The organism is Roseisalinus antarcticus (assembly GCF_900172355.1).
GTDB classification, from domain to species: Bacteria; Pseudomonadota; Alphaproteobacteria; order Rhodobacterales; family Rhodobacteraceae; genus Oceanicola; species Oceanicola antarcticus_A.
Map to the genome: position 1 here is coordinate 157,500 of NZ_FWFZ01000003.1, position 23,278 is coordinate 180,777.

At 68.0% G+C, this 23,278-nt stretch carries 30 protein-coding genes; 17 read left to right on the forward strand and 13 right to left on the reverse strand.

Going from position 1 to position 23,278, the window contains the following annotated elements; all coding sequences use genetic code 11:
• Positions 1-31 precede the first annotated feature (31 nt).
• The 8 genes from ROA7023_RS04570 to ROA7023_RS04605 all read left to right on the forward strand — a co-directional run bounded on the left by ROA7023_RS04570 (position 32) and on the right by ROA7023_RS04605 (position 6,479).
• Complete coding sequence (locus tag ROA7023_RS04570; protein WP_085877838.1) at positions 32-877, forward strand: TerC family protein; 846 nt, start codon at positions 32-34, stop codon at positions 875-877.
• 52 nt (positions 878-929) lie between these two features.
• Positions 930-1,142: a hypothetical protein gene (locus ROA7023_RS04575; RefSeq protein WP_085877839.1), complete on the forward strand. Its 213-nt coding sequence runs from the start codon at positions 930-932 to the stop codon at positions 1,140-1,142.
• Complete coding sequence (locus ROA7023_RS04580; RefSeq protein WP_085877840.1) at positions 1,142-2,014, forward strand: 5-bromo-4-chloroindolyl phosphate hydrolysis family protein; 873 nt, start codon at positions 1,142-1,144, stop codon at positions 2,012-2,014. Before ROA7023_RS04575 ends, ROA7023_RS04580 begins: the two co-directional genes overlap by 1 nt.
• 27 nt (positions 2,015-2,041) lie before the next feature.
• Entirely contained in the window at positions 2,042-3,241 is a 1,200-nt protein-coding gene (locus ROA7023_RS04585) for a toxic anion resistance protein (RefSeq protein ID WP_085877841.1), read from the forward strand.
• A complete protein-coding gene (locus ROA7023_RS04590) occupies positions 3,238-4,209 on the forward strand; it encodes a DUF2927 domain-containing protein (protein ID WP_234992022.1) in 972 nt (323 codons plus the stop codon). Before ROA7023_RS04585 ends, ROA7023_RS04590 begins: the two co-directional genes overlap by 4 nt.
• A gap of 75 nt (positions 4,210-4,284) precedes the next feature.
• Complete coding sequence (locus tag ROA7023_RS04595; RefSeq protein ID WP_085877842.1) at positions 4,285-5,415, forward strand: SPFH domain-containing protein; 1,131 nt, start codon at positions 4,285-4,287, stop codon at positions 5,413-5,415.
• 3 nt (positions 5,416-5,418) lie between these two features.
• Complete coding sequence (locus ROA7023_RS04600; protein WP_085877843.1) at positions 5,419-5,823, forward strand: hypothetical protein; 405 nt, start codon at positions 5,419-5,421, stop codon at positions 5,821-5,823.
• 65 nt (positions 5,824-5,888) lie between these two features.
• Positions 5,889-6,479, forward strand: coding sequence for a cytochrome B (locus ROA7023_RS04605; RefSeq protein WP_234992024.1), 591 nt, complete (start codon positions 5,889-5,891; stop codon positions 6,477-6,479).
• On the opposite strand, the gene ROA7023_RS04610 is transcribed toward ROA7023_RS04605, so the two are convergent.
• Positions 6,476-7,012, reverse strand: a complete 537-nt coding sequence (locus ROA7023_RS04610; RefSeq protein WP_085877845.1) for a hypothetical protein — start codon at positions 7,010-7,012, stop codon at positions 6,476-6,478. The genes ROA7023_RS04605 and ROA7023_RS04610 overlap by 4 nt on opposite strands.
• A 196-nt stretch (positions 7,013-7,208) precedes the next feature.
• Between ROA7023_RS04610 and ROA7023_RS04615 the strand changes: the two genes are divergently transcribed.
• The 5 genes from ROA7023_RS04615 (at position 7,209) to ROA7023_RS04635 (ending at position 11,334) form a co-directional block, all read left to right on the forward strand.
• Positions 7,209-8,300, forward strand: coding sequence for a TFIIB-type zinc ribbon-containing protein (locus ROA7023_RS04615; protein ID WP_085877846.1), 1,092 nt, complete (start codon positions 7,209-7,211; stop codon positions 8,298-8,300).
• A 97-nt stretch (positions 8,301-8,397) separates the two neighbouring features.
• Positions 8,398-9,312: a carbohydrate kinase family protein gene (locus ROA7023_RS04620; RefSeq protein WP_085877847.1), complete on the forward strand. Its 915-nt coding sequence runs from the start codon at positions 8,398-8,400 to the stop codon at positions 9,310-9,312.
• Positions 9,309-9,752 carry a D-aminoacyl-tRNA deacylase gene (gene dtd / locus ROA7023_RS04625; RefSeq protein ID WP_085877848.1) on the forward strand — a complete coding sequence of 148 codons (444 nt, stop codon included), beginning with the start codon at positions 9,309-9,311 and terminating at the stop codon, positions 9,750-9,752. Before ROA7023_RS04620 ends, dtd begins: the two co-directional genes overlap by 4 nt.
• 160 nt (positions 9,753-9,912) lie before the next feature.
• Positions 9,913-10,785, forward strand: a complete 873-nt coding sequence (locus ROA7023_RS04630) for an alpha/beta hydrolase family protein (protein ID WP_085877849.1) — start codon at positions 9,913-9,915, stop codon at positions 10,783-10,785.
• A 63-nt stretch (positions 10,786-10,848) separates the two neighbouring features.
• Positions 10,849-11,334: a DUF2127 domain-containing protein gene (locus ROA7023_RS04635; RefSeq protein ID WP_085877850.1), complete on the forward strand. Its 486-nt coding sequence runs from the start codon at positions 10,849-10,851 to the stop codon at positions 11,332-11,334.
• 88 nt (positions 11,335-11,422) lie between these two features.
• On the opposite strand, the gene ROA7023_RS04640 is transcribed toward ROA7023_RS04635, so the two are convergent.
• From ROA7023_RS04640 to ROA7023_RS04655, 4 genes are all read right to left on the reverse strand, one after another.
• Positions 11,423-11,983 carry a fasciclin domain-containing protein gene (locus ROA7023_RS04640; protein ID WP_370739194.1) on the reverse strand — a complete coding sequence of 187 codons (561 nt, stop codon included), beginning with the start codon at positions 11,981-11,983 and terminating at the stop codon, positions 11,423-11,425.
• A gap of 179 nt (positions 11,984-12,162) precedes the next feature.
• Complete coding sequence (locus ROA7023_RS04645) at positions 12,163-13,740, reverse strand: trimethylamine methyltransferase family protein (protein ID WP_085877852.1); 1,578 nt, start codon at positions 13,738-13,740, stop codon at positions 12,163-12,165.
• 113 nt (positions 13,741-13,853) lie between these two features.
• Complete coding sequence (locus tag ROA7023_RS04650; protein WP_085877853.1) at positions 13,854-14,606, reverse strand: HAD family hydrolase; 753 nt, start codon at positions 14,604-14,606, stop codon at positions 13,854-13,856.
• Entirely contained in the window at positions 14,590-14,868 is a 279-nt protein-coding gene (locus tag ROA7023_RS04655; RefSeq protein WP_085877854.1) for a DUF3572 domain-containing protein, read from the reverse strand. The genes ROA7023_RS04650 and ROA7023_RS04655 overlap by 17 nt, the downstream gene beginning before the upstream one ends.
• A 90-nt stretch (positions 14,869-14,958) precedes the next feature.
• Between ROA7023_RS04655 and ROA7023_RS04660 the strand changes: the two genes are divergently transcribed.
• Positions 14,959-16,350 carry a diguanylate cyclase gene (locus ROA7023_RS04660; protein ID WP_085877855.1) on the forward strand — a complete coding sequence of 464 codons (1,392 nt, stop codon included), beginning with the start codon at positions 14,959-14,961 and terminating at the stop codon, positions 16,348-16,350.
• Positions 16,351-16,474: 124 nt separating this feature from the next.
• On the opposite strand, the gene ROA7023_RS04665 is transcribed toward ROA7023_RS04660, so the two are convergent.
• The 4 genes from ROA7023_RS04665 to ROA7023_RS04680 all read right to left on the reverse strand — a co-directional run bounded on the left by ROA7023_RS04665 (position 16,475) and on the right by ROA7023_RS04680 (position 18,519).
• Complete coding sequence (locus ROA7023_RS04665; protein WP_085877856.1) at positions 16,475-16,960, reverse strand: periplasmic heavy metal sensor; 486 nt, start codon at positions 16,958-16,960, stop codon at positions 16,475-16,477.
• Positions 16,961-16,963: 3 nt separating this feature from the next.
• A complete protein-coding gene (locus tag ROA7023_RS04670) occupies positions 16,964-17,326 on the reverse strand; it encodes a hypothetical protein (protein ID WP_085877857.1) in 363 nt (120 codons plus the stop codon).
• Positions 17,319-17,909, reverse strand: coding sequence for an RNA polymerase sigma factor (locus tag ROA7023_RS04675; RefSeq protein ID WP_143535439.1), 591 nt, complete (start codon positions 17,907-17,909; stop codon positions 17,319-17,321). Before ROA7023_RS04675 ends, ROA7023_RS04670 begins: the two co-directional genes overlap by 8 nt.
• A 76-nt stretch (positions 17,910-17,985) precedes the next feature.
• Positions 17,986-18,519 carry an EF-hand domain-containing protein gene (locus ROA7023_RS04680; protein ID WP_200812457.1) on the reverse strand — a complete coding sequence of 178 codons (534 nt, stop codon included), beginning with the start codon at positions 18,517-18,519 and terminating at the stop codon, positions 17,986-17,988.
• A gap of 289 nt (positions 18,520-18,808) precedes the next feature.
• On the opposite strand from ROA7023_RS04680, the gene ROA7023_RS04685 reads away from it, so the two are divergent.
• Both ROA7023_RS04685 and ROA7023_RS04690 read left to right on the forward strand, forming a co-directional pair.
• Entirely contained in the window at positions 18,809-19,147 is a 339-nt protein-coding gene (locus tag ROA7023_RS04685) for a DUF983 domain-containing protein (protein WP_085877859.1), read from the forward strand.
• A 64-nt stretch (positions 19,148-19,211) separates the two neighbouring features.
• On the forward strand, positions 19,212-19,853 hold the full coding sequence (locus ROA7023_RS04690; protein ID WP_370739195.1) for an NUDIX hydrolase: 642 nt from the start codon (positions 19,212-19,214) through the stop codon (positions 19,851-19,853).
• Positions 19,854-19,907: 54 nt separating this feature from the next.
• Here the strand turns inward: ROA7023_RS04690 and ROA7023_RS04695 are convergent, their stop codons facing one another.
• Genes ROA7023_RS04695 through ROA7023_RS04705 form a run of 3 tightly spaced genes read right to left on the reverse strand, consistent with a single transcriptional unit; the run spans position 19,908 to position 21,941 of the window.
• Positions 19,908-20,807, reverse strand: a complete 900-nt coding sequence (locus ROA7023_RS04695) for an EamA family transporter (protein ID WP_085877860.1) — start codon at positions 20,805-20,807, stop codon at positions 19,908-19,910.
• Between the two features lie 23 nt (positions 20,808-20,830).
• Positions 20,831-21,715: a fatty acid desaturase gene (locus ROA7023_RS04700; RefSeq protein WP_085877861.1), complete on the reverse strand. Its 885-nt coding sequence runs from the start codon at positions 21,713-21,715 to the stop codon at positions 20,831-20,833.
• On the reverse strand, positions 21,708-21,941 hold the full coding sequence (locus tag ROA7023_RS04705; RefSeq protein ID WP_085877862.1) for a DUF2061 domain-containing protein: 234 nt from the start codon (positions 21,939-21,941) through the stop codon (positions 21,708-21,710). Before ROA7023_RS04705 ends, ROA7023_RS04700 begins: the two co-directional genes overlap by 8 nt.
• A 110-nt stretch (positions 21,942-22,051) precedes the next feature.
• Here ROA7023_RS04705 and ROA7023_RS04710 point away from each other — a divergent pair, with 110 nt between their 5' ends.
• Positions 22,052-22,912, forward strand: a complete 861-nt coding sequence (locus ROA7023_RS04710; RefSeq protein ID WP_085877863.1) for a helix-turn-helix domain-containing protein — start codon at positions 22,052-22,054, stop codon at positions 22,910-22,912.
• A gap of 4 nt (positions 22,913-22,916) precedes the next feature.
• On the opposite strand, the gene ROA7023_RS04715 is transcribed toward ROA7023_RS04710, so the two are convergent.
• Positions 22,917-23,234 (reverse strand): hypothetical protein, encoded by a 318-nt coding sequence (locus ROA7023_RS04715; protein WP_085877864.1) that lies wholly within the window; start codon positions 23,232-23,234, stop codon positions 22,917-22,919.
• Positions 23,235-23,278: the final 44 nt, after the last annotated feature.

Below are 23,278 nucleotides of genomic sequence, written 5' to 3' on the forward strand. Positions count from 1 at the left end.
CTTCGGGTCGGACAACCAACGGGAGCGCCAAATGGCCGATCTGCTCACGCTCGAGAACGCGACGAACCTTCTCATGCTCTGCTTTCTGCAGGCGGTTCTGGGCTTCGACAACCTGCTTTACATCTCGATCGAGAGCCAACGGGCCCCCGTCGCCAAGCAGAAGGCCGTGCGCACCTGGGGCATCGTGATCGCGGTCGCCCTGCGGGTCATTCTGCTTTTTGCCATGGTGCAGCTTCTGGCCCGGCTGCAATCGCCGTTCCACGTCTTTGAGTGGGAGGGGATCCTGACCGGCGGGGTCAATTTCGCCACCTGCGTCTTTGTCGTTGGCGGGGCCTTCATCATGTACACGGCGGTCAAGGAAATCAGCCACATGCTGTCGCTCGACAACGTGAACCATGACGTGCAAGGGAAATCCGGGCGTTCGGCCACCCAGGTTGTCCTGCTGATCGTGTTCATGAACCTGATCTTCTCGTTTGATTCCGTCCTCTCGGCCATCGCGATCACGGATGTCTTTCCGATCCTGGCCGCGGCGATCGTGATCTCGGGGCTGGCGATGCTGCTTCTGGCCGACGGGGTCACGCAGTTCCTGAAGAAGAACCGGATGTACGAGGTGCTGGGCCTGTTCATCCTGCTGATCGTCGGTGTCGTGCTTCTGGGCGAGGCCGGCCAGGCCGCCGTCCACGGCGCCGAGGCAATTGGCATGCCGCATGAGGAGGCCAGGGACCTGGCCATCAAGGTCCTCGGCCAGGAGATCGTGCCGATGTCCAAGAGCACCTTCTATTTCTCCGTCATCGTCCTCTTCGCGGTCGAAATCCTGCAGTCCGGTTACACCCGAAAGCTCAATGCAGAGCGCGCCGCGCTTCAGCGACACTCGTAATCGGGACCGATCGGTCTTATCATAAAGGGGAGAAAACGAGCTTTGAGCCGACATGACACGACTGATCCTTGCCCTGTTGCTGCTGTCCGTCGCGGTGATCACGGTCCAGATCGTGGGCGACTTCGTCCGCCCGCGCCCGGCACGATCCGAACGGCCCTCCCGCTCGGTCGAGATCCCCATGCCTGAGACCTTCCGGACCATCGCCTATGTGCTCTTGCTCCTGCTGGCGCTGGGCGTCACCTCGGGCCTTCTCGGGGGGAGCTGATGGCGAAGCGCTTTGGCGGCAGATACAGCCCCGGCGGGACGGACGAGACGCCGGCGCCGGCCCCGCTGGACAGCGCCCGCGTCGATGCGGGCGCGGGGGTGAAGGCGAACCTGATGTTCCTGCCGCCCGTCGTGCTGGCCGCGACCTCGCTGGGCTCGGGGCCGGTGGTGCTGGTGACGGCGCTGGTCGGCGCGGCCATCCTGGGCCTCGGCGCCTGGCTGACCCGCGAGGGGCTGCGCGCCGAGGCCGCCTATGACGACCGCAAGGTCGCGCGGCGGCCGGCGCTGCCGCGCAAGATGCTGGGCTCGGCGTTGACGGGTGTCGGCATCGCGATCGCCGGCTGGACCGGGGATGCGGGCCTTATCGGCGCGGTCCTCTATGGTGTCGCGGCAGCCGGGCTTCACGTCGCGGCCTTCGGCATCGACCCGCTGCGCGACAAGCTGGTCGAGGGGATCGACGAGTTCCAGCAGGACCGTGTCGCCCGCGTCGTGGACGAGGCCGAGGCCTATCTCGACACGATCTGGGGCAAGATCCAGACCACGGACGCGCGGGCGCTGCAGGATCGTGTGGCGAGCTTCTGCGCCACCGCCCGCCGCATGATCCGCACGGTCGAGGAGGACCCCCGCGACCTGACCGGCGCCCGCAAGTTTCTGGGCGTCTACCTTATGGGCGCCCGCGACGCGACGGTGAAGTTCGTCGAGATCTGGAACCGCAAGAAGGACAGCGACGCCCGCGCCGCCTACGAGGCCCTGCTCGAGGATCTGGAACAGAACTTCGCGGCGCGAACGGAACGGATGATGTTGGACGATCGCTCCGACATGGATATTGAAATCAAGGTATTGCGCGATCGACTGCAGCGCGAAGGCGTTTGATTGCGCCCCCAACACAGGAACCGCCTCATGTCCGAGACCACCGCGAACAACATGGCCAAGGCACAGGCGACGCTGGCCGATGTCGAGAAGGTCACCGCCGTCGTCCTGCCCGAACCCAAGGGAGAGCTTGTCACCATGAAAGCCGCCGATGCGCCGACCTCGACCCTGATCCAGAGCCGTATGGACGAGATCGACATGTCGGACACCAATTCGATCATCGCCTTCGGGTCGGCCGCGCAGGCCGAGTTGCAGGAGATCTCGCAATCCATGCTGCAGGGCGTGCGCAACAAGGACGTGGGCCCCGCCGGCGACAGCCTGCGCGACATCGTGACCACGATCCGCGGCTTCAATGTCTCCGAGCTCGACGTCCGCCGAGAGCGGTCCTTCTGGGAGCGTCTGCTGGGCCGCGCCGCGCCCGCCGCCAAGTTCGCCGCGCGGTTCGAGGACGTGCAGGGCCAGATCGACAAGATCACCGACAACCTGCTCAAGCACGAGCACACGCTGCTGAAGGATATCGAGAGCCTCGATCTGCTCTATGAAAAGACCCTGAATTTCTACGACGAGCTGGCCATCTACATCGCCGCGGGCGAGGCCAAGCTGGCCGATCTGGACGACAAGGTCATCCCCGCCAAGGAGGCCGAGGTGCAGGCCGCCCCCGAAGAGCAGGGGGTGATGAAGGCGCAGGAGTTGCGCGACCTGCGCGCCGCCCGCGACGACCTGGAGCGCCGGGTGCATGACCTCAAGCTCACCCGGCAGGTGACGATGCAATCGCTGCCCTCGATCCGGCTGGTGCAGGAGAACGACAAGAGCCTGGTGACCAAGATCAACTCGACGCTGATCAACACCGTCCCCCTGTGGGAGACGCAGCTCGCCCAGGCGGTCACGATCCAGCGCTCCTCGGAGGCGGCGAAGGCGGTGCGCGAGGCCAATGACCTCACGAACGAATTGCTGACCGCCAATGCCGAGAACCTGCGGTCCGCCAACAAGACCATCCGCCAGGAAATGGAGCGTGGCGTCTTTGACATCGAGGCGGTGAAGTCGGCCAACGCCAACCTGATCGCCACGATCAACGAAAGCCTCCAGATCGCGGACGAGGGCAAGCGCAAGCGGGCCGAGGCCGAACAGGACCTGCAGAAGATGGAAGCGGAGCTGAGACAGACCCTCGCCTCTGCCAAAGCCAAGCAGACCGGCCTTGGGGAAACCGTCGGACAGGCCGCCGGCGCGTGAGGCATCGGTCGCGCATCCTGATGATGGCGGCGACGGCCTGTCTTGGCCTCGCCGCCTGCGAGCCGGCGCCCGACCGCGGCGCGGAGGCCGACGGTGCCGCCGCCCGGCCCAATTCCGCGCCGAATTCCAGCGCCACGCCTCCTGTGCGCAATGTGGGGCCCTCGGCGGAAAGCGCCTCGCTTGCGGCCTATTACCGGCGGCTGGAAAACGACCTTCTGGTGCGCGGGTTGATGCGCACCGATGGCGGCGGCCCCGACACGCCCTTCACCGACACGATGCTGGCGCGGAATTTCGTGCAGATCGCGCTTTACGACGAATACGTCTCGACCGGCGGCCAACTGCAGGCCCGCACCACCCAAAGCCGGCTGCGCCGCTGGGACATCCCGGTCCGCTACGCGGCCGAATTCGGCCCCGGCGTCCCGACCGGCCAGCAGGCCGAGGACCGCGCGAACGTGCGCAACTACGTGGCCCGGCTTGCACGGGTCACCGGCCACCCGATCACCTACGACGAAAGCAACGCCAATTTCCACGTGCTCTTCCTGACCGAGGACGACCGCGACAACATCGCGCCGCGCCTGCGGCAGCTTGTTCCGGGAATCACCGACAGCTCCATCCGCGCGTTCCAGACGCGGGATCGCGGGACGCTTTGCCTTGTGCTCGCCTTTTCGCAGGGGGGAAGCGCGACCTATACGCGCGCAGTCGCCCTGATCCGGGCCGAACATCCGGACCTGCTGCGGCTGTCATGCATCCACGAAGAGCTGGCCCAGGGCCTTGGCCTGGCCAACGACAGCCCCGCCGCCCGCCCCTCGATCTTCAACGACGACGAAGAGTTCGGCCTTTTGACGACCCATGACGAATTGCTGCTGCGGATGCTCTACGACAGCCGCCTCACCCCCGGCATGACCGAGGCCGAGGCCGGCCCGATCGTCCGCCGGATGGCGACGGAGCTTGTCGGCGGGCCGGTCTAAGCTTGTCCGGCGCGGCGATTTGGTGACATTCTTCCGGGGCAGGCCCCGCCACTTTGACTTTTTCAGGAGCGCACAATGGCGATCTTCGACTTTCTGTCCGGCCAGTTCATCGACGTCATTCACTGGACCGATGACACCCGTGACACCATGGTCTGGCGCTTCGAGCGGCATGGCCACGAGATCAAGTACGGCGCCAAGCTGACCGTGCGCGAGGGGCAGGCGGCGGTCTTTGTCCACGAGGGCCAGATGGCCGATGTGTTCACCCCCGGGCTCTACATGCTCGAGACGAACAACATGCCGATCATGACCTCGCTTCAGCACTGGGACCACGGGTTCAAGTCGCCGTTCAAGTCCGAGATCTATTTCGTCTCCACCACCCGGTTCTCCGACCTGAAGTGGGGCACGAAGAACCCGATCATGCTGCGCGATCCCGAGTTCGGGCCGACCCGCATCCGCGCCTACGGCACCTACACGGTCAAGGTGAAGGATCCGGCCACCTTCATGACCGAGATCGTCGGCACCGACGGCGAATTCACTATGGACGAGATCAGCTTTCAGGTCCGCAACATCATCGTGCAGGAATTCAGCCGCGTGGTGGCCGCCAGCGGCATTCCGGTGCTCGACATGGCGGCGAACACCGCCGATCTGGGCAAGCTGGTCGCCGGTGCGATCTCCGACACCGTGTCGCAATACGGGCTGGTGATCCCCGAGCTCTACATCGAGAACATCTCGCTGCCCCCGGCGGTCGAGAAGGCGCTGGACACCCGCACCTCGCGCGGGCTGACCGGCGATCTCGACGCGCATATGAAATACGCAGCCGCCGAGGCCCTGCGCCAGGGCGGCGACGCCTCGGGCGCCATGGGGGCCGGGATGGGCGCCGGCATGGGCATGGCCATGGCCGGGCAGATGGCCGGCCAGTTCGCCGGGGCCGCCGGACCGTGGGGCGGGGCGCGTCAGCCCGCCGCCGCCGCCGCGCCCGCCCCGCCGCCGCCGCCGGTCGAACATGTCTGGCACATCGCCAAGAACGGCGAGACCTCGGGCCCGTTCTCGAAAGCCAGCATGGGCAAGATGGCCGCCACCGGCGATCTGACCCGCGAGACCTACGTCTGGACCGCCGGCCAGGACGGCTGGATGAAAGCCGACGACGTGGCCGAGCTTGCGCAATTGTTCACCGTGATGCCCCCGCCACCGCCACCGGGGGTCTGACAGATGATCCGCCCCCTCTGCACGCTCGTCCTTGCCGCCGCCGTTTGCGCCGGCTGTGGGCCGCAACGCCCCGAAGGCGCCGTGGCGCTTGACCTGTCGGGGGCGCAGCAGGCGTTCTTCGCATCCAACCCCGCGGCCTCGGGTGTGCGCATCATTGCCGAGGGCAAGGGCCGCTACGACGTCGCGCGGGATGGCACGGCGCTCTATCGGCCCAGCGGGTCCACCTCGGGGCTGACGACGTCGACGGACGCGGTCAGCGTCTCGGGCAACACGCTCTGCGTGCCGCCCTCGGGCACCTGGACCGGTGTGTGCATCGACGTCTTCGACACCGGAACGGGCTATTTCTGCGAGGGCACCTTCGGCAACAATGCCAGCTGGGCCGTTCCCTGCCGGTTCGAGCCGGTCTGACATCCGCCGCGCCCCAAAGCGGCGGGGCCTGAAACTTCGGGCCCGCGTCCTACGTGGCTGATCGCATGGATGCCCAAGTTTCATATTCCGACGCAGGCTCGGTCAGGGCGCGGCTGACGCGGGCGATACCTGCACGGCGGGTTGCGCTGAAGTGGATGCACTGGACGATCGTGCCGTTCTTCATCTGGTTCCTGCTGGTCCAGCCCGATGACGTGCGCCACGTCGGCCAATGGGCGGTGCGGCTGCACTCCGTCTTCGGGCTGGTCTTCGTGACCCTGTCGCTGCTCTGGACCGCCGACTTCCTGCGCCGCGGCCTTGCCGGGCGCCCGGGGCCGAAGCTGTGCGGTTGGCAGCGGCGGTTTCACGGGCTGCTGCACCGGACGCTGGTGCTGGGGCTTTTCGGCGTGGCGCTTACCGGGTTCCTGCTCGGGCTCACCTCGACGGTGCTGCTTTGGGCCGGGGGGATCGTGCCGATCGCGCCGCCCCTCGCCCTGCCCCGCGCGAGCGAGATCGTGGGCCTGGTGCACTACGTGGAGTTCTACGGCCTCGCGCTCGTGGCCCTGATTCACGCGGGCTTTCACCTCTGGCGCCACCTGCGGCTGCGCGACAACGCCCTGCGGATCATGGCGCCCCGCTTCCTGCACCGGTTCCTTTAGCTCGTGGGGATGATCCCGGCGCAGGCATCCGCCGGCAGCACGGCGTCATCGTCCCGCAGCGCCTTGAACGGCCGGTAGGAGCCCACGCGCGAGGCCTCGTGCAACTCGTTGTCGAGGCACAGGTCCTGCCCCAGGTTGCCGAGGTTGAACCCGAACCCGCCCGGGCCGCAATCGTCGCCCCGCCCGTTCATGTTCCAGCCCTGCGGCATCGCGTAGGACGGGTGAGAGACGGCGAATTCGCTCCGGTCCGGCAGGAAGGTCAGGATCCAGGTGGTCTCCGGGGCCAGGTCGGACAGCGCCCAGCGCCCGACCTTCCGGTCCGCCACGAAGCCCTCGATCACGAAACACGAGATGTCGTCCTGATCGACGAAGGGCGCGGTCGCGAGATCGGCATCGAAGGACATCGCGCCCTGCATCTTGTAGCCGCCGTCGCCGATCCACTCGAAGACATAAGTCGCCTCCTGGGCGCAGGCCGCCCCCACGGCCATGTTCGACGCCAGAAGCGCGGCAAAGATACGCTGAGATACCGCCATGCCGGGGCCTCCCTTCCTTAACAAATCGCTAATGAAACTAACCGCTCCGGGCAGTGGCGCAACCGGGCGGGGGCCGCAAAGTTACCCGAAGGTTAACGCGGCCTCGCCCGGCCGGCCGGTCCGGCGAAAGGCGGTTTCCCCCCGGGGCGATGCGAATTAGTCTCGGCCCCGACAGGCGGGCAAGAAGGGGCGGACCATGGCCGAGGAACATCGCTTTCCCTGTGTGCAATGCGGGGCGGACATGCGGTTCGACCCCGGCGAGGACCGGCTGATCTGCGACCATTGCGGCCACACCGAGGCGATGCAGGACGAGGTCGGCCCCTGGGCCGGGCATGCGATCCGCGAGCTCGATTTCCAAAGCGCGGTCGCCGGCCAGATCGGCGAGGCCGAGATGGAGGAGACGCGCACGCTCTCCTGCCCCAATTGCGGCGCACAGGTGGAGTTCGACAGCGACACCCACGCCACCGAATGCCCGTTCTGCGCCACCCCGGTCGTGACCGACACCGGCACCCACCGCCATATCAAGCCGCGCGGGCTGCTGCCCTTCAGGCTGGAGGAACGCGCGGCCCACGACGCGATGAACGAGTGGCTGGGCAAGCTGTGGTTCGCCCCCTCCGGCCTGCAGGAATATGCCCGCAAGGGGCGGCGGATGTCGGGGATCTATGTGCCCTACTGGACCTTCGACGCCGATACCAAAAGCCGCTATTCCGGCGAGCGGGGCGACGATTACTACGTCACGCGGACGGTGATGCGCGACGGCAAGCGGACCCAGGTGCGCGAGCGCAGGACCCGCTGGTCGCGCCGGTCGGGCCGGGTCGCGCGGTTCTTCGACGATGTCCTGGTGCTGGCCTCGAAATCCCTGCCCAAAAGCTACACCGACGCGCTGGAACCCTGGGACCTGTCCGAGCTGGAGCCCTACAAGCCCGATTTCCTGGCCGGATTCCGCGCGGAAGGCTACCAGGTGCAGCTCGACGAAGGATTCGTCGAGGCGCGGGCCTACATGGACCGGATGATCCTGCGGGACGTCAAGTTCGACATCGGCGGGGACCGACAGCGGGTGCACGACATCGACACCGAGGTGGACAAGGTCACCTTCAAGCACATCCTGCTGCCGGTCTGGCTCGCCGCCTACAAGTATCGCGGGACCTCCTACCGCTTCGTGGTCAACGGCCGCACCGGCAAGGTGAAGGGCGAGCGGCCCTGGTCCGCCTGGAAGATCGCCTTTGCCGTCGTGGTCGGGGTGATCCTCGCGGCCGGTATCGGCTATGTGATCGCGATGAACCAATAACCCGCGCGGCCGGTGGCCCCGGCAGACAGCGCACCCGCGCTCTGGACGCGCCCGCGCCGGGCGGTCATGTTCGGGCCAATCAATTCTGGAGGTGACGATGATCCTGGCCTGCGGCGAAGCCCTGATCGACATGCTGCCACGCAAGAGCGCGGCGGGCGAGGATGCGTTCGCGCCCTACCCGGGTGGCGCGGTGTTCAACACCGCCATCGCGCTGGGGAGGCTGGGGGCGCCGGTCAGCTTCTTCTCCGGCATCTCCACCGACATGTTTGGTGACATGCTGCGCGGCTCGCTGGCCGACAGCGGCGTCGACACCGGCCCCGCCGCCCTGTCCGACCGCCCCACGACGCTGGCCTTCGTGAAGCTGGTCGAGGGCTCCGCCACCTATGCCTTCTACGACGAGAACACCGCCGGCCGCCTGCTGACAGAGGCGGACCTGCCCGACGTCTCGGCCGACGCGCTGTTCTTCGGCGGCATATCGCTCGCGGTCGAGCCCTGCGGCGCGGCCTACGAGGCGCTGATGCTGCGCGAGGCCGGCCGGCGGGTCACGATGATCGACCCGAACATCCGCCCCTCCTTCATTCGTGACCCTGCACGTTATCGCGCCCGGATCGACCGGATGGTGGCTACCGCGGACATCGTGAAGCTGTCGGACGAGGATCTGCGCTGGCTTGGCGGCGAGGGCGACCTGGCCAGCCTCGCCGAGGGGATCGTCGCGAAGGGCCCGAAACTCGTCTGCATCACCGAAGGGCCAAAGGGCGTCACCGGGTATTCGGCCCACGGCGCGACCTTCGTCGCCTCCGAGCGGGCCGAGGTCGTGGACACCGTCGGGGCTGGCGACACCTTCAACGGCGGCCTGCTAGCCAGCCTTCACGCGGCCGGAGCGCTGACCCGCGACGGGATCGGGGCGCTGACCGAGGACACGATCCGCGCCGCCCTGACCATAGGCGCTCGCAGCGCGGCGATCACCGTCAGCCGCGCCGGCGCGAACCCGCCCTGGGCCCACGAATTGTGAGGGCGCTGCTGCAACGGGTGACCGAGGCCTCGGTCACCGTCGACGGCGAGACCATCGCCGAGATAGGCCCCGGGCTGCTGGTGCTCGCCTGTGCCATGGCGGGCGACGGGCCGGACCAGCCCGGCAAGCTCGCCGCCAAGATCGCGAAGCTGCGGATCTTTGCCGACGAGGCGGGCAAGATGAACCGTGCGCTGGTCGATACCGGTGGCGCGGCGCTGGTGGTCAGCCAGTTCACCCTGGCGGCCGATACCTCGCGCGGGAACCGCCCCGGGTTTTCCGCCGCAGCGCCGCCCGCCGAGGGAGAGGCGCTCAATCTTGCCCTGGCCGAGGCCCTGGCGGGGTTGGGCATTCCCACCGGGACCGGGCGCTTTGGCGCCGACATGAAGGTGCGCCTGCTCAACGACGGACCGGTGACGATCTGGATCGACACCGACGGCTAGATGCCGGGCGCCGGGCGGCAGGTCTCGCGCCGTCCCAATCACATGCCGCGCAGATCGCCGCCAACAGCATCCGCGGCGCCGGGGCGGCGCGAGGAATCGCTTGCCCGACGTGGGAATCGGCCCAAACTGAACGGGAAGCTACAACGAAGGACACCCTGCCATGCGACTTTTGCCTGCCATGATCGCCTCTGCCCTGGCCGCACCTGCCCTGGCAGCCACCGAAGAGGATGTGACCTTCTTCTCCGCCGGGCAGGAGGTGGTCGGCACCCTGTCCCTGCCTGACGGCCCGCCCGCGCCGGTCGTTCTGCTGCTGCACGGCTTTACCGGGTCGCGGGACGAGCTGCTGATCCTGAGCGTCGACGAGGGCGTCTTCGTGCGCACCGCCCGGCTGCTGGCCGAAGCAGGCTATGCCAGCCTTCGAATCGACTTTCGCGGCTCGGGCGAGAGCCTGAAGGACCTCACCTTTGCCGACACCACCTTCGAGGGCCAGATCGCCGATGCGCTTGCCGCCTTCGACTACCTGACCGATCTCGACAGCGTTCAGGGCGACGATATCTATCTGATTGGCTGGAGCCAGGGCGGCCTCGTGGCGACCGCCGCCGCCGGGCGCACCAGCCTGCCCGATGCGACGGCGCTCTGGGCGGCGGTGGCGGACCCCCAGATCACCTACGCCGGCATCCTCGGCGAGGAGCTGATGGAGGCCGGCTATGCCGCCGCCCCGGCAGATCCGGTGCCCACGACCCTGCCCTGGGGGCTCGATATCGAGTTGAAGGGGGCGTTCTTCGACCAGGTGGCGACTTTTGATCCGCTGGCCGAGATCGCCGCCTATTCGGGCCCGCTGTTCGTGGCGCAAGGCACGCTCGACACGACGGTCATGCCGGTCTCGGCAGAGATGCTGATCGAGGCCCACGAGGGGCCGGAAGAGCTCTGGACCGCGGAGATGGACCATGTGTTCAACGCCTTCACCACGGCGGAGACGCTGGATGCGATGGCGGCGGCGACCGTTGACTTCTTCGCGCAGCATGATGACTAGGGCGGCACCCTGACGCGAACTGTCCGGGGTGCGGTCGTTGCGCCGCCTGGCCCCGGAGGCACAATGTCCGACACACCCGGCACCCACCGCACCGAACACCGTCTGTTCGTGCTGACCCTGCTGGCCAAGGGGATGCTGGGAGTGGTGCAGCTGATGACAGCCGCGGCCATCGCCCTGGGCGCGGCGAACCAGCTGCCGGCCATGGCCGACTGGCTGGTCAGCGCCGAACTGGCGGAGGATCCCGGCGATCTCTTCGCCTCGCGTATCATCGCGCTGGCCGGCAATGTCCCGAATGGCGATGTGACGTTCTACGGCGTCTACTTCGCGGCGCACGGGCTGCTGCACCTGGGTGTCGTGGTCGCCCTGCTCAGCGGGGCCATCTGGGCCTATCCGGCCGGCATCGCGGTTCTCGCGGGGTTCGTCATCTATCAGCTGGCGGACTGGCTGAACACCGGCGGGGTGATGCTGCCGATCCTCAGCGCGATCGATCTCGCGGTGATCTGGATGACCCTGATCGAATGGCGGAACCGGCGGCGGGGCCGGGCCTGAGCCCGCGCCGCTGGTCCTTGGAGGTGGAAGGTCCTTGGAGGTGGAAAGAGGCGCCCGTTCGGACGCCACTTTCCTCGGTATGCGAGTTTCAGCCCGCCGCGCCGGCGGGCAGCAGCACCCGGTCGATGACGTGGACGACGCCGTTCGACTGGTCCACGTCGGCAATGGTCACGGTTGCAATCCGTCCATTCTCGTCGCGCAGCTTGATCTCGCCGCCGTCCATGTAGGCCTGCAGCGTGCAGCCGCCGACGGTCGGCACCGCGTGCATGCCGCCGTCATCGGCGATCATTCCGGCGATGGCCGAGGAAAACGCCTCTGCCGCGACCACGTGGCAGGTCAGGACTTCGGTCAGAAAGCCCTTGTTGGCCGGGTCGAGCAGCGCGTTGATCGACGCGTCCGAGATCTGGCTGAAGGCCGTGTTGGTGGGGGCGAAGACGGTGAACGGCCCCTCGGAGGCCAGCGTGTCCACGAGGCCCGCCGCCTGGACCGCGCTCACGAGCGTCGTCAGGGTCGGCGCGTTCGAGGCATTCTGGGCGATGGTCATGTCGGCCATCATCGGGGCGCCGCCCACGGTGGGGTTGGTTTGCGCGGTCGCCGCGGATGCGGTCAGGGCGCCGGCGGTCAGGGCTGCGAAAATCATGGGTTTCATCATATGTCTCCTCTGGTTTCATCGTCACGGGCAGGCTGACCTGCCGCGCATGCCCGGAGTCACGAACCGCGCGGAACAGAAGTTTCAGGGGAGCAGAATATTCGCGAATATTCTGGCGCCCGGTCGATCGGACTGTGCCCCGTCCGTGACGTCGCGCCGGGCCGAGACCGCCGGATCGGTCAGAAATCCGTCGGGGCGCCGCCCTCGCGTTTGCGCCGTTCGACGAAGCTTGCCAGCTCCTCCCGGATCGCCGGGTCCAGTGGCGGCGGCGCGTATTCCTCCAGCAGGCGCAGCACCAGCAGGTGCGCCCGTTCCGAGGTCCAGTGCCCGCCCGCGACCGCCCAGGCCTCGTGGTTGCGCCAGTCGCTGACGATCGGCTGATGGAAGGCGGTCTCGTACCGCGCTTGGGTATGCTCGATCCCGAAGTAATGCCCCGAAGAGCCCACCTCGCGGATAGCCGAGAGGGCGATCTCGGCCTCCCCCGTGGCGACGACCTCAGGCTCCATGTAGCGCTGGATCATGCCCAGCACTTCGCAATCCATCACGAATTTCTCCGGGCTGGCGATCAGCCCGCCCTCTAGCCAGCCGGCCGCGTGATAGACCATATGCGTGCCGGACTGCACCGCGGCCCACAGCGAATTGCAGGTTTCCCACATCGCCTGGCCGTCGGGCACATTCGCCGTGCAGACGCCCGAGGAGCGCAGGGGCAGCCCGTAGAACCGCGCCATCTGGCCGGTCATCTGCGTCGCGCGCATGTATTCCGGCGTCCCGAACGCAGGGGCGCCGGATTTCATGTCCACGTTGGAGGTGAAGGTGCCGATCACGCAGGGGCAGCCGGGCACCACGTATTGAAACAGGGCGATGGCCGACAGCGCCTCGGCGATGGAGAGGGTCACGGCCCCCGCCATGGTCACCGGCGCCATCGCCCCCGCCAGGGTGAAGGGCGTGACCATCGCCGCCTGCCCGCGCCGGATCAGCCGCAGGCAGCCGTCGATCATCGGCTGGTCATGTTTCAGCGGCGACGTCGAGTTGATGTTGGTGAACATCCGCGGCGTTTGCCTGAATGCCGCCTCGGACAGGCCGCCGGCGATCCGCACCATCTCGGCCACGTCCTCCACCCGTTCGGCCCCCAGCGCATAGGCATGGACCACCTTGTCGGTCAGCGTCAGCATGTCGAACAGGACATCCAGATGCCGCACCGAGGGATGAATATCCACCGGCTCGACCGGATAGCCGCCGATGAAATGGATACAGTTGAACATCTGCGACAGCTTGAGCAGCCTGGCGCAGCGCTCGCGCGTGCCGGGCACCTTTCCGCCGGTGGTCATGTCCCAGTAATTGGGCGGTGAGCTCACGTTGCCGAACAACAGGGTCCTGCCGCCCACCTCGATCCGGCGCGCCGGATTACGCGGGGTGATGGTGAAGCTTTGCGGCGCCTGCGCCACCATCTCTGTCACCCAGTCGCGGCCCATCCGCACGTTGGTGCCGTCTACGTGGCAGCCCGCCTGGCGAAAGAGCGCCAGCGCCTCGTCGTTGAGGAACTCGACGCCCACCTCCTCGAGCACCTGCATCGCGCCTGCGTGGATCGCCTCGATCCCGGCCTCGTCCAGCGGTGCGGTCGGCGCGTCGCGATTCTCGATCATGCGCCAGTCGGGTTGCTGGAAACTGCCGCCGCCGCGGCGCCGCGCGTTGCCCGCCCGACCGCCCGTGCGCCGGCGACCGCCGGTCCCGGGATCGGATGTGGACGCGTTGTCCATAGTGGCTCCTTGACTGGTGCCCAACATGGCCACCTGCCGGGCGCCCGTCACGGCAAAAAGCGACGCCGCCTGTCGCGGACGGGTCTTTCGCGGCACGGCGGCCGCGCGGTGCCTCAGGGCTGTGCGTCCAGCCAGGCCGGCAGACCCGCGATCGAAGGCAGCACCACGTCCGCGAGCGGCGCCAGGTCCGCCCGCGTCGCGAGCCCCGTGAGAACGCCGACGCAGACCATCCCCGCCGCCCGCCCGGCCAGGAGGTCATGCGCACTGTCCCCAACCATGACGACGGCACCTGGCGCGAGGCCCACCGCCTGGCAGAAGGCGACAAGCTGCCCCGGGCCCGGCTTGTGGCCAAAGCCGGAATCGGCCCCGGCGATGAAGCGGAACCGCGCTTCGATTCCCGAAGTGGCGAGATGGGCGCGGGCCGGCGCCTCGGCATCGTTCGTGGCCACGCCAAGCGCGAGCCCCCGCGCCGCGAGCCCGTCGAGGAAGGGGCCGAGATCCACCGCCTCGACCTGCGGCGCGGTGGCCGCGCGGGCATTCATGCGTGCGACCAGCGCGGATTTCGGCTGTGGCGGCAGAAGCGGCAGGATCACCTCCGCGACCTCGTCGGCGGTGTGGGCAACCACGATGCTGTCGCGCCGAAATCGCCGCGCCCCGGTGTCGTAGCCCAGCATCTCGGCCAGCGCCGCGACCGTGTCCGGGTCGCCGCCCGCCTCTTCGGTCAACAGGCCCATGGTCCAGCTGCCCCAGGTTGCGTTGAAATCGTAGAGCGTTCCGTCCTTGTCGAACACCACGCCGGCCAGTGTCACGGGCCCGCCGGGGCCGTCGTTCGGACGGGGCGCACGCCCCTCAGGTCCAGTGGACATGTTCGGCCCCCGGCAGAGCGTAGTGCGCCTGAAGCGGCGCCTCGTAGGGCAGGTCGGACGCGTCGCAGAACCCCATCACCCAAGCGTCGTCCATGGTCAGGAATTCCAGGACCGAGGCGAGGAAGGCAGGGTCCGACGCGCGGGCCCGCAGATCCTCGGCCGCGGCGCCGGTGGAGCCCAGGAAGACCGGCGACAATTCCTCGTTGGAGACAAGCCAGCCCAGCGCGAGCAAGGCGATGGTTTCGGCGCGTTCCGGCGACATTTACAATCCTTATGACTACGACAACCTTTTTTTAACCATTCATTCGCAAATTGACAGCAGGGACGGATCAGACCACGGAAGGACTGATGAATGTCGGCGAGCATCCTCGTTGTAGATGAAACGGTCACCAATCGGATCGTGCTCAAGGTCAAGCTGCTCGCGGCGCGATATGAAGTCTGCGTGGCAAGCTCGCTGAGCGAAGCGCGACGCAGTGTGGACGATGTGGCCCCCGATCTCGTTCTCGTCGATGCCGGCCAGGACGCGACCAATGCGCTGGCATTCTTCCAGGACATGCGCAACCAACAGCGGACACGGCACGTGCCGATCATCGCCATCGGCGGCTTTTGCGGCCCGGACGCGCGGCTGGCGGCCCTTGCCGCCGGGGCCAACGACGTGCTCAGCAAGCCGGTCCACGAGGTCATGCTGCTGGCCCGCATCCGGTCGCTTCTGCGGGCGCGCGATGCCGAGTCGGAGATCGCGCTGAGGGATGACACCAGCCGGGCGCTGGGTTTTGCCGAGCAGCCGGAGACATTCCAGGGGCCGAGCCGCACCGCCCTGATCGTGCCCGACAGCCCCGCGGGCATGTTGCGGGCCCGAGGCATCGTCGCGGCGATGCCGGGCGGGGCGCGGGTCTGTTCGCTTGGCGACGCACTGGGGCCGGGAAATGGCACGCGCGACATCGACCTGTTCGTGATCGACGCGACCTGCATGGATCAGGAGGCCTTCGCGGCCGAGATCTATCGGCTCGTGCCGGAGTTGCGGTCGCGTTCGGAATCGCGCCACGCGGCGGTGATCGTGATCCTGCCCAAGGGGACAGAGGGGATGGCGGGCATGGTGCTCGACCTCGGGGCGAACGATCTCGTCGGCTATGATGTGTCCATGCAGGAGCTGGTCTACCGGGCCAAGGGGCTGCTGCGCCGCAAACGCCACCAGGACCGCCAGCGCGCAACGTTGCGCAACGGGATCAAGGCGGCGATCACCGATCCGCTGACCGGGCTGCACAACCGGCGCTATGCCGAACCGCATCTGGAACGCTTGGCCGAGGCCGGGCGCCGTACCGGGCGCCCGTTCGCGGTCATGGTGCTGGATATCGACCATTTCAAATCGATCAACGATCGCTGGGGCCATGCCGCCGGCGATTGCGTACTGCGCGAAGTGGCCCAGCGGTTGCAGGCCAATGTCCGCGTGGTCGACCTGCTGGCCCGGATCGGTGGCGAAGAGTTCCTGCTGGCGATGCCGGACACCACACCGCGGCTGGCGCAGATGGCGGCGGAGCGGCTGTGCAACCTGATCGAGGAAGAGCCGTTTTCCCTGCCCGGCAGTCGGACCCCGCTGTCGGTGACCCTGTCGATCGGCGTTGCCCTCGCCGGCAAGGTCGGCTCGACGGTGGAGGATCTCCAGGGCCTGTTCGGCCGGGCCGACGCGGCGCTTTACGCGGCCAAGACGGCGGGCCGCAACACCGTCAGCCTCTCGGCCGCGTGACCCGCCCGCAGGCTCGCGGCCCTAGTTTTGCGGAGCGCCTGCGGCGCACAGGTTTCGCCCGGCGCCCGCCACAGGGCGGGAGCCGGGCCGCCGCGTCTGGCCGGCCGGGCTCTGCCGTGCAGGTCTAGTCCCGTCTGGGGGGCGGGGCGGGGTCCCCATGGCCCCGTATCGCTTCGTTTTCAAGCCGGTCCGCCAGGGCGCGGCGCGCTTCGGGCGTCATTTCGGCGATCTGCGCGACCAGTGCCTCGTGGCCGATGGCGAGCGCCGCAATGCCTCGGCTGCGTTGCGCCTCGAACACGGCGGAGAGTTGATCCGGATCAAACGGGTCCGCCGTGAGCACCGCGACGATCTGTTCCAGCTGGGCACGCCGGGCCTGGCGGCCTTCTCCGCGAAAACCCTCCCGTTCCCGCACGGACCGGGACAGCGTCCGCCTGGTTTCGTCATCCAGCGCGCGCCCGATCGGGCCGAAGCTGAAATCGACCCTGGGCGGCGGCGCGAGGCCACGGCCGCTTAACGCCGATCCGACCAGGGTGCCCACGACCAGAAGGTTGAGCGCCAGCGAGACCAGAAGGACGATGCGCAGGATGCGGGAGGGGGGGCGCTGGGTCATCCTCTATCCATCCACGCCGAGCAGGTCGTCGTCGGGCACGAGCGCGACCGTGATGGTCTCGCCCAGAACGCCCGCGGCAAGGTCCGTCAGCCCGGCCGGCGGCGCGACCCCGATCCACAGGCCCGCAACGGTCGCCGCGGCGAGGCCGCCGGCGCCGGCCCAGCCGCCCAGCAGCGCCCAGATCGTGCTCGCGATCCCGGTCCGGCCAGCCGCGGAAGGGTCCCCGGCGACACCCGCGCGGCGGGGCAGTTCGGCCGCGGCATCCGCCATGATCCGCGCCATCAGCGCATCGGACGGCGTCTGGTTCTCGCGCCGTGCCTCGGCGAAAACCGAGCCCAGCATGTCATCCTCGGCAGGATCAGTCATCGGTGAACCCCAATTCATCCTTGCGCCCGGCAAGCAGCGCCGCCAGAGCCCGTTTCCCGCGGGCGGTCAGACTTTCGACCGCCTCGACGCCAATGTCCATCACGGCCGCGATCTCGGGATTTCCCAGACCCTCGATATGCCGCAACGCGACCGCCTGGGCCTGGCGCGCGGGCAGTTGCGCGAGGGCGTCGGACAAGGCCCGCATCCGCGCGGAATGCTGCATCGCCGACGCGGCGGAGGGGCGGCCGTCCTCGGGCTCGGCGACCTCGTCCAGAGCGACGCCCCGGCGCCGGATCCGCAGCCGGTCGGTGCAGAGGTTGGCGACGACGCGGTAGAGCCAGGTCGAGAGCTTCGCCTCTCCGGGGCGCCAGTCCGGCGCCTGCTTCCAGAGCCGCAGCATGGCCTCCTGCACGACATCCTCGGCCTCGGCCGTATCGGCCAGCATCCGGCGCGCCTGGGACAGCGCCCGCGGTGCGTGGCGGGCCGTCAGGCGGCGCGCGGCGGACAGATCTCCCGCCGCGTAGGCCGCCAGGAGCGACTCGTCCAGGGACATGTCGTCCCCGGCCTGGATCGGACCGTCCATCATCCCTCAGGCACATATCCGCAACGTCAACCTGCGTCCATTGCGGTGCGCGGACCGGCCGCGCACCGCGCATCCCTCAGTTCCGGCGCATCTGGCCGTCACCGTGGCGCCCACCATGCCCGTGCCCGCGGCCTTCGCCACCGCCGTGGCGCCCGGCCATGTCGTGGGAGCCGCGGCGGCCGTGTCCGGCCATCTCGGCGAATTCCTCTTCCGAGATGGCGCCGTCCTCATCCCGGTCCATCCGCGCGAATCCGCGGCCCTCGCCGGGCATCGCCAGCTCATCCGTCTGCAATAGGCCGTCACCGTCGGCATCCATATGCTCGATCATCCGTGCGGCCCGGTCGCCCATGTGCGCGGCCCGCTCGGCCTCCATGCCCGCGATCAACTCTTCGGCGGTCAGGGCGCCGTCGCCGTCGCTGTCCATGCCGGCGAATCTCTGCAGCATGGGCGCTCGGAGCTCCTGCTGGCTGAGGGTCCCGTTCCCGTCGGCATCGAGATCGGCAAAGACCGGCGGGCTACCTGTGCCAAAGCCTCGCCCCTGCGCCTGCGAGATCGAGACCGACGCGCCGACCACGATGGCGGCCAGAAGCAGAGTGGTTTTCAGTGTCATGTCAGATGTCCTTCCCAAGAGATCTTGCCCCGGCCATTGCGCCGAAGTCCTCCTCTCAACGGGCGGGCCCAATAATTCCGCCGCCAATCCCGAAAAAAGTTTGCAAGGGCCGGATCGACGCGGCGGCGCTTTGCGACATGCCGCCGCAAGGACGGATTGCCGCCTTCCTTTTTGGACCCATCCGTCCCAAATGGTGGGTATTGGATAGAAAGGGCGCGACGTGCCAGACAGTGATTCCAGCGTGGTCCAGGAGGCCCCCGCCTCGCAAGAACGTGAAACGAAGCCGGCCATGTTGCGCGGGTTCCGCAGGCGTTGTCCGAATTGCGGGCAGGGCTTCATGTTCGATGGCTACCTGAAGGTCGCGGAAAGCTGCCCGGTCTGCGCCGAGGAACTGTCGCATCACCGCGCCGACGATGGGCCGGCCTACCTGACGATCCTGATCGTTGGCCACCTCATGGCGCCGTTCATCCATATCGTGTTCACCCGGTTCCGGCCGGAACCCATGGTGATGGCCACGATCTTCACGGTGACCTGCGTGGCGCTGTCGCTCTACCTGTTGCCACGGCTGAAGGGACTGGTCGTCGGGATCCAGTGGGCCCGGCGCATGCACGGTTTCGGTGCCGCCTGACGCGCCAGCGGGGCCGGGCGGCGGCCCGGGCCCTCTGATACGCGACGCAGCGACCCTTGTTCTGGTGCGGGACGTTGACGGCGAGCCGAAGGTGCTGATGGGCCAGCGCGGCGCGGCGGCCGCCTTCATGCCCTCGAAATACGTCTTTCCCGGCGGCGCGGTCGATCCGGGCGACGCGTCGGTCCCCCTCGCAGCCCCCCTCACCGACAGATGTTCCGAGACCCTCGCCCGGGAAAGCGCGGTGCCGCCGGGCGCCCTCGCCGCCGCCGCCATCCGCGAACTCTGGGAAGAGACGGGGCAGATCCTCGGCCGGCCCACCATGTGGCCTGACGCCCCGCTGCCCTGGACAGGATTCGCGGCCACCGGCCACGGGCCCGATGCCGCGCCGCTCCGGTTCATCTTTCGGGCGATCACGCCGCCGGGGCCGCCGCGCCGATTCGATGCGCGCTTCTTTCTGGCCGATGCCGGGACGCTCGCCTCGGATCCAGACGATTTCAGCCGGGCACAGGAAGAGCTGTCGAACCTCCATTGGGTGCCGCTGGCCGAAGCGCACCGCCTCGACCTGCCCTTCATTACCACGATCGCCCTCGACGCCGTGCGGGACGCGCTCGCAACGCCCGACCAGCCGGCAAGAATCCCCTTCTACCGAAACGGTGCCGAAGAATCGGCCTTCGCGCGACTGACCCGCCCGGACCCCGAGCGCTAGGCCCCAAGGGACGGTGGGCGGGGCGATGCCGAAGGCGAGCGTCGTCCACCGGCTTCAGACCAGCAGGATCAGCATCACGATCGACACCACCAGGATCACCATCCCGATCCCCTCCCGGCGCGAGATCCGCTCGCCGAAGACCAGCACCGTGGCCAGCGCGGACAGGATCAGCTCCACCTGGCCAACCGCGTTGACAAGCGCCACGGTCTGCAAGGCAAAGGCCGTGAACCAGCAGACAGAGCCGATCATCGACATGACCCCCACGAGGCCCGCAACCCGCCAGGCCGCGAACACCCGGCCGACCTCGCCGCGTTGGCGCCACAGCAACCAGCCGCCCAGGGCCAGCGTCTGCAGCGCCGTCACGACCATCAACGTCACCAGGGCGCGCATCAACGCATCCCCCTCGGGTAGGCTCAGCGCCGCGCCGCGATACCCCACGCCCGAGATCCCGAAGAACAGCCCCGACGCAAGCCCCAGCCCCGCCGCGCGGTTCCAGATGCGGCGGTGCCAGCGGGCGGCGCTCGGCGTGTCCGACAACAACAGCACCCCGACCAGACCGATCAGGATCGCGCCCAGCGCCCGCCAGGAGATACCCTCGCCCAGCACCACCACGCCGACGAGGGCCGACAGCAGAACCTCGGTCTTCTTGAAGGTGATGCCCACGGCGAAATTGCGCTGCCCGAACAGCACCACAACGCAGACCGTCGCCAGGATCTGCGCCAACCCGCCGGCCATCGCATAGGGCCAGAAAGCGGCCGGCACCGAGGGCAGCCCCTGGCCGCTCGTCGCCGCATAGCCGAAGGCCAGCCCCGCCACCAAGGGGGCAGAATAGACAAAACGCGCAAAGGTCGTGCCCGCCGCCGACAGCCGTCCCGCGCTCAGCCGTTTCTGCAGCATGAACCGCACTGTCTGCGCGGCTGCCGCACCGAATGTGATATAGACCCAGGGCTCCATTGGCCCGTCTTGGCCCGGTTTCGTCAGATGCGCCAGAGAGGATGCGGCACCGGGTCCTTGGCCTTCCAGAAATACCGCCGAAACACTTCGGCGTAAGAGGCATAGCGATATCCCTCGTTCACCGTCAGGTAGCGTCCCGGATTGCGGGCATAGACCTTCGGCAGGCGAAACCACGGCACCCGGGGGTGCATGTGATGCACCACGTGCAGGTTGTTGTTCAGAAAGAGCAGCGCCAGTGGCCCCCTGTCCTCGATGATGACGGTGCGAGCCCGTGTCGCCTCATGTGCCCGATGTTCGAGAAACGACCGGATCTTCTGCAGCGAGACCGCGAGATACGCCGCCAGAAGATAGGCCCAGACCGGCATCGGCGACAGCCAAACCGCGGCCAGCACGACAGCCGCAGCCGGCACGTGCCAGAGCCAGCCCGCAATGACCGCCCGGTCCCGGCGGTTGCGCCAGTCCCCAGCCATGAACGCGATCTGCCCTAGCAGGGGCCCGAGCGTCATGCGCCCCGCCAGAGTGTTGTTGACCCTGCGCAGCCACCGCAGCCAGCCCGGCATGCGCGTCCAGCGCGCGGGGTCGAGGTAATTGCTTTCCGGGTCGTCGTAGGGATCGGTCAGCATGGCGTCGTGATGATGGGCCAGGTGGGTATCGCGGAACCGCAGATACGGCACCGCCAGCATCAGCGCGGGCCAGACCAGTGCCGCGTTGAGCCGCGGGTTGCGGAACGGGTGGCCATGCATGGCCTCGTGGCTCAGCGACGTGTGCAGGGACACGGTCACCGCGACCGCCGGCACGCTCAGCCACGGCGACACCGACGACAGCCATAACACCGCCAGCGCCCAGAGCGCATAGCAGACAACCAACAGGCCGATGGTCGGCCATTCGTCGAACCGCGCGTCAGACATGCGGCTGCCCGGCCCAATGGTCCGGCGCCCGGCGCCCCCATGAGATCCGCGCCCAGATCCGCTCGTAGATCAGATAGGTCAGCAGGCCGAGGGCAGAGTTGATGACAGCCATCGTGCCGCCCAGTGCCAGCGAGCCGGTCATGAAGAATCCGACCAGCAGCATCACCAGCATTCCGATGACGGTCCACAGGACCGCCTTGACCACCGACCGCGTCCGCGTCTCCATAAGTCCCCGCTTTTCTTGCAACTTTCCGGGGCGATCTGACGCGATCCCCGGCATCTCGGCCAGTCTGTTTCTGCTGCACAAAACTCCCCGAATGCGATATATTCCCAAATATGCAGAGAATAATCGACAAACGTGACCGTTCTGACCTCTTCCGCACCCGGCTTGCGGCGGCGATGTCGGAATCCGGTGTCAACCAGTCCCAACTGGCTCGCGAGGCAGGGGTCGACCGCTCGACCGTGTCGCAATTGCTGAAGGATGGCGCCCGCCTGCCCAATGCCCATGTGGCCGCGCAATGCGCCACCGTGCTAGGGGTCTCGACCGACTGGCTGCTGGGGCTGTCGAACCACCCCGAACAGGCCGTGGACTTTGCTGCGCTGGCCATGACGATGACCGAAGCGCCAAGGGCGCTGGTCGACGAACAGATCTTTGCCTGGCACCGGGAGGCCGAGGGCTACAAGATCCGGCATGTTCCTGCCAACCTGCCCGACATGCTCAAGACGACGGAATTCCTCCGCTGGGAATACGGCGCCGCCCTCGGCCGGACGGCCGAACAGGCCATCGGCGCATCGCTCGACCGGCTCAACTGGATGCGCTCGGCCCAGTCGGACTACGAGATCGCCCTGCCCCTGCACGAGATCCGGGCCTTCGCCGCCGGAGAGGGCTATTATGCAGGAGTGCCCAGGCAGATCCGGGCGGGCCAGCTGGAGCATATGGCCCGGCTCTACGATCAGCTTTATCCGTCTCTGCGTGTTTTCCTGTTCGATTCCAGGCGGTTGTATTCCGCGCCCATCACCGTCTTCGGGCCGCTGCTTGCGGTGATCTACATCGGCTCGAACTACCTTGTGTTCCGCGACACCGAGCGCGTCCGCACCCTCACGCGGCATTTCGACAAGCTGGTGCGCGAGGCCGATATCGCCGACCGCGCCCTGCCCGGCCACCTCTCGGATCTCAAGTGGCTTGCCGGCGGCTAGCGGTTCAGTCCACGCAGATCGTGACGGCCTCCCCGTCGTCCCACAGCACGTCGGTGCAGCCCAGATAGGGCCGGACCGGGGCGCAGGTCCGCGTCTCTGCCAGGCAGAAGCCGGCGCAATCGGACCCGCGTGTGCAGGATTGGCCCCCGTCCGGCAGCGGCACCTCGCAAATCCAGGGCTCCAGCCCGCCGGCCACGACATCGCCCCCTGCGGCGGAGCATTCGGCCCGCTCCTGCAGGGTCGGCGCGGGCGTCCCGCGCCCGCCGGTTTCAGGAAGGCAGCCCGATAGCGCGAGCATGGCCAGCAGCGCGAATGATCTCATTGATACGGCCTCCGGATCGGACGAACGGCGACTCGCCCGAAGCC

Excerpts from the sequence above, each read along its gene's own strand:
- ROA7023_RS04570 (WP_085877838.1), top strand. The coding sequence starts at position 32 with ATGGCCGATCTGCTCACGCTCGAGAACGCGACGAACCTTCTCATGCTC.
- ROA7023_RS04575 (WP_085877839.1), top strand. The coding sequence starts at position 930 with ATGACACGACTGATCCTTGCCCTGTTGCTGCTGTCCGTCGCGGTGATC.
- ROA7023_RS04580 (WP_085877840.1), top strand. The coding sequence starts at position 1,142 with ATGGCGAAGCGCTTTGGCGGCAGATACAGCCCCGGCGGGACGGACGAG.
- ROA7023_RS04585 (WP_085877841.1), top strand. The coding sequence starts at position 2,042 with ATGTCCGAGACCACCGCGAACAACATGGCCAAGGCACAGGCGACGCTG.
- ROA7023_RS04595 (WP_085877842.1), top strand. The coding sequence starts at position 4,285 with ATGGCGATCTTCGACTTTCTGTCCGGCCAGTTCATCGACGTCATTCAC.
- ROA7023_RS04600 (WP_085877843.1), top strand. The coding sequence starts at position 5,419 with ATGATCCGCCCCCTCTGCACGCTCGTCCTTGCCGCCGCCGTTTGCGCC.
- ROA7023_RS04605 (WP_234992024.1), top strand. The coding sequence starts at position 5,889 with ATGGATGCCCAAGTTTCATATTCCGACGCAGGCTCGGTCAGGGCGCGG.
- ROA7023_RS04610 (WP_085877845.1), bottom strand. The coding sequence starts at position 7,012 with ATGGCGGTATCTCAGCGTATCTTTGCCGCGCTTCTGGCGTCGAACATG.
- ROA7023_RS04615 (WP_085877846.1), top strand. The coding sequence starts at position 7,209 with ATGGCCGAGGAACATCGCTTTCCCTGTGTGCAATGCGGGGCGGACATG.
- ROA7023_RS04620 (WP_085877847.1), top strand. The coding sequence starts at position 8,398 with ATGATCCTGGCCTGCGGCGAAGCCCTGATCGACATGCTGCCACGCAAG.
- ROA7023_RS04630 (WP_085877849.1), top strand. The coding sequence starts at position 9,913 with ATGCGACTTTTGCCTGCCATGATCGCCTCTGCCCTGGCCGCACCTGCC.
- ROA7023_RS04635 (WP_085877850.1), top strand. The coding sequence starts at position 10,849 with ATGTCCGACACACCCGGCACCCACCGCACCGAACACCGTCTGTTCGTG.
- ROA7023_RS04640 (WP_370739194.1), bottom strand. The coding sequence starts at position 11,983 with ATGAAACCCATGATTTTCGCAGCCCTGACCGCCGGCGCCCTGACCGCA.
- ROA7023_RS04645 (WP_085877852.1), bottom strand. The coding sequence starts at position 13,740 with ATGGACAACGCGTCCACATCCGATCCCGGGACCGGCGGTCGCCGGCGC.
- ROA7023_RS04650 (WP_085877853.1), bottom strand. The coding sequence starts at position 14,606 with ATGTCCACTGGACCTGAGGGGCGTGCGCCCCGTCCGAACGACGGCCCC.
- ROA7023_RS04655 (WP_085877854.1), bottom strand. The coding sequence starts at position 14,868 with ATGTCGCCGGAACGCGCCGAAACCATCGCCTTGCTCGCGCTGGGCTGG.
- ROA7023_RS04660 (WP_085877855.1), top strand. The coding sequence starts at position 14,959 with ATGTCGGCGAGCATCCTCGTTGTAGATGAAACGGTCACCAATCGGATC.
- ROA7023_RS04665 (WP_085877856.1), bottom strand. The coding sequence starts at position 16,960 with ATGACCCAGCGCCCCCCCTCCCGCATCCTGCGCATCGTCCTTCTGGTC.
- ROA7023_RS04670 (WP_085877857.1), bottom strand. The coding sequence starts at position 17,326 with ATGACTGATCCTGCCGAGGATGACATGCTGGGCTCGGTTTTCGCCGAG.
- ROA7023_RS04675 (WP_143535439.1), bottom strand. The coding sequence starts at position 17,909 with ATGGACGGTCCGATCCAGGCCGGGGACGACATGTCCCTGGACGAGTCG.
- ROA7023_RS04680 (WP_200812457.1), bottom strand. The coding sequence starts at position 18,519 with ATGACACTGAAAACCACTCTGCTTCTGGCCGCCATCGTGGTCGGCGCG.
- ROA7023_RS04685 (WP_085877859.1), top strand. The coding sequence starts at position 18,809 with ATGTTGCGCGGGTTCCGCAGGCGTTGTCCGAATTGCGGGCAGGGCTTC.
- ROA7023_RS04695 (WP_085877860.1), bottom strand. The coding sequence starts at position 20,807 with ATGGAGCCCTGGGTCTATATCACATTCGGTGCGGCAGCCGCGCAGACA.
- ROA7023_RS04700 (WP_085877861.1), bottom strand. The coding sequence starts at position 21,715 with ATGTCTGACGCGCGGTTCGACGAATGGCCGACCATCGGCCTGTTGGTT.
- ROA7023_RS04705 (WP_085877862.1), bottom strand. The coding sequence starts at position 21,941 with ATGGAGACGCGGACGCGGTCGGTGGTCAAGGCGGTCCTGTGGACCGTC.
- ROA7023_RS04710 (WP_085877863.1), top strand. The coding sequence starts at position 22,052 with ATGCAGAGAATAATCGACAAACGTGACCGTTCTGACCTCTTCCGCACC.
- ROA7023_RS04715 (WP_085877864.1), bottom strand. The coding sequence starts at position 23,234 with ATGAGATCATTCGCGCTGCTGGCCATGCTCGCGCTATCGGGCTGCCTT.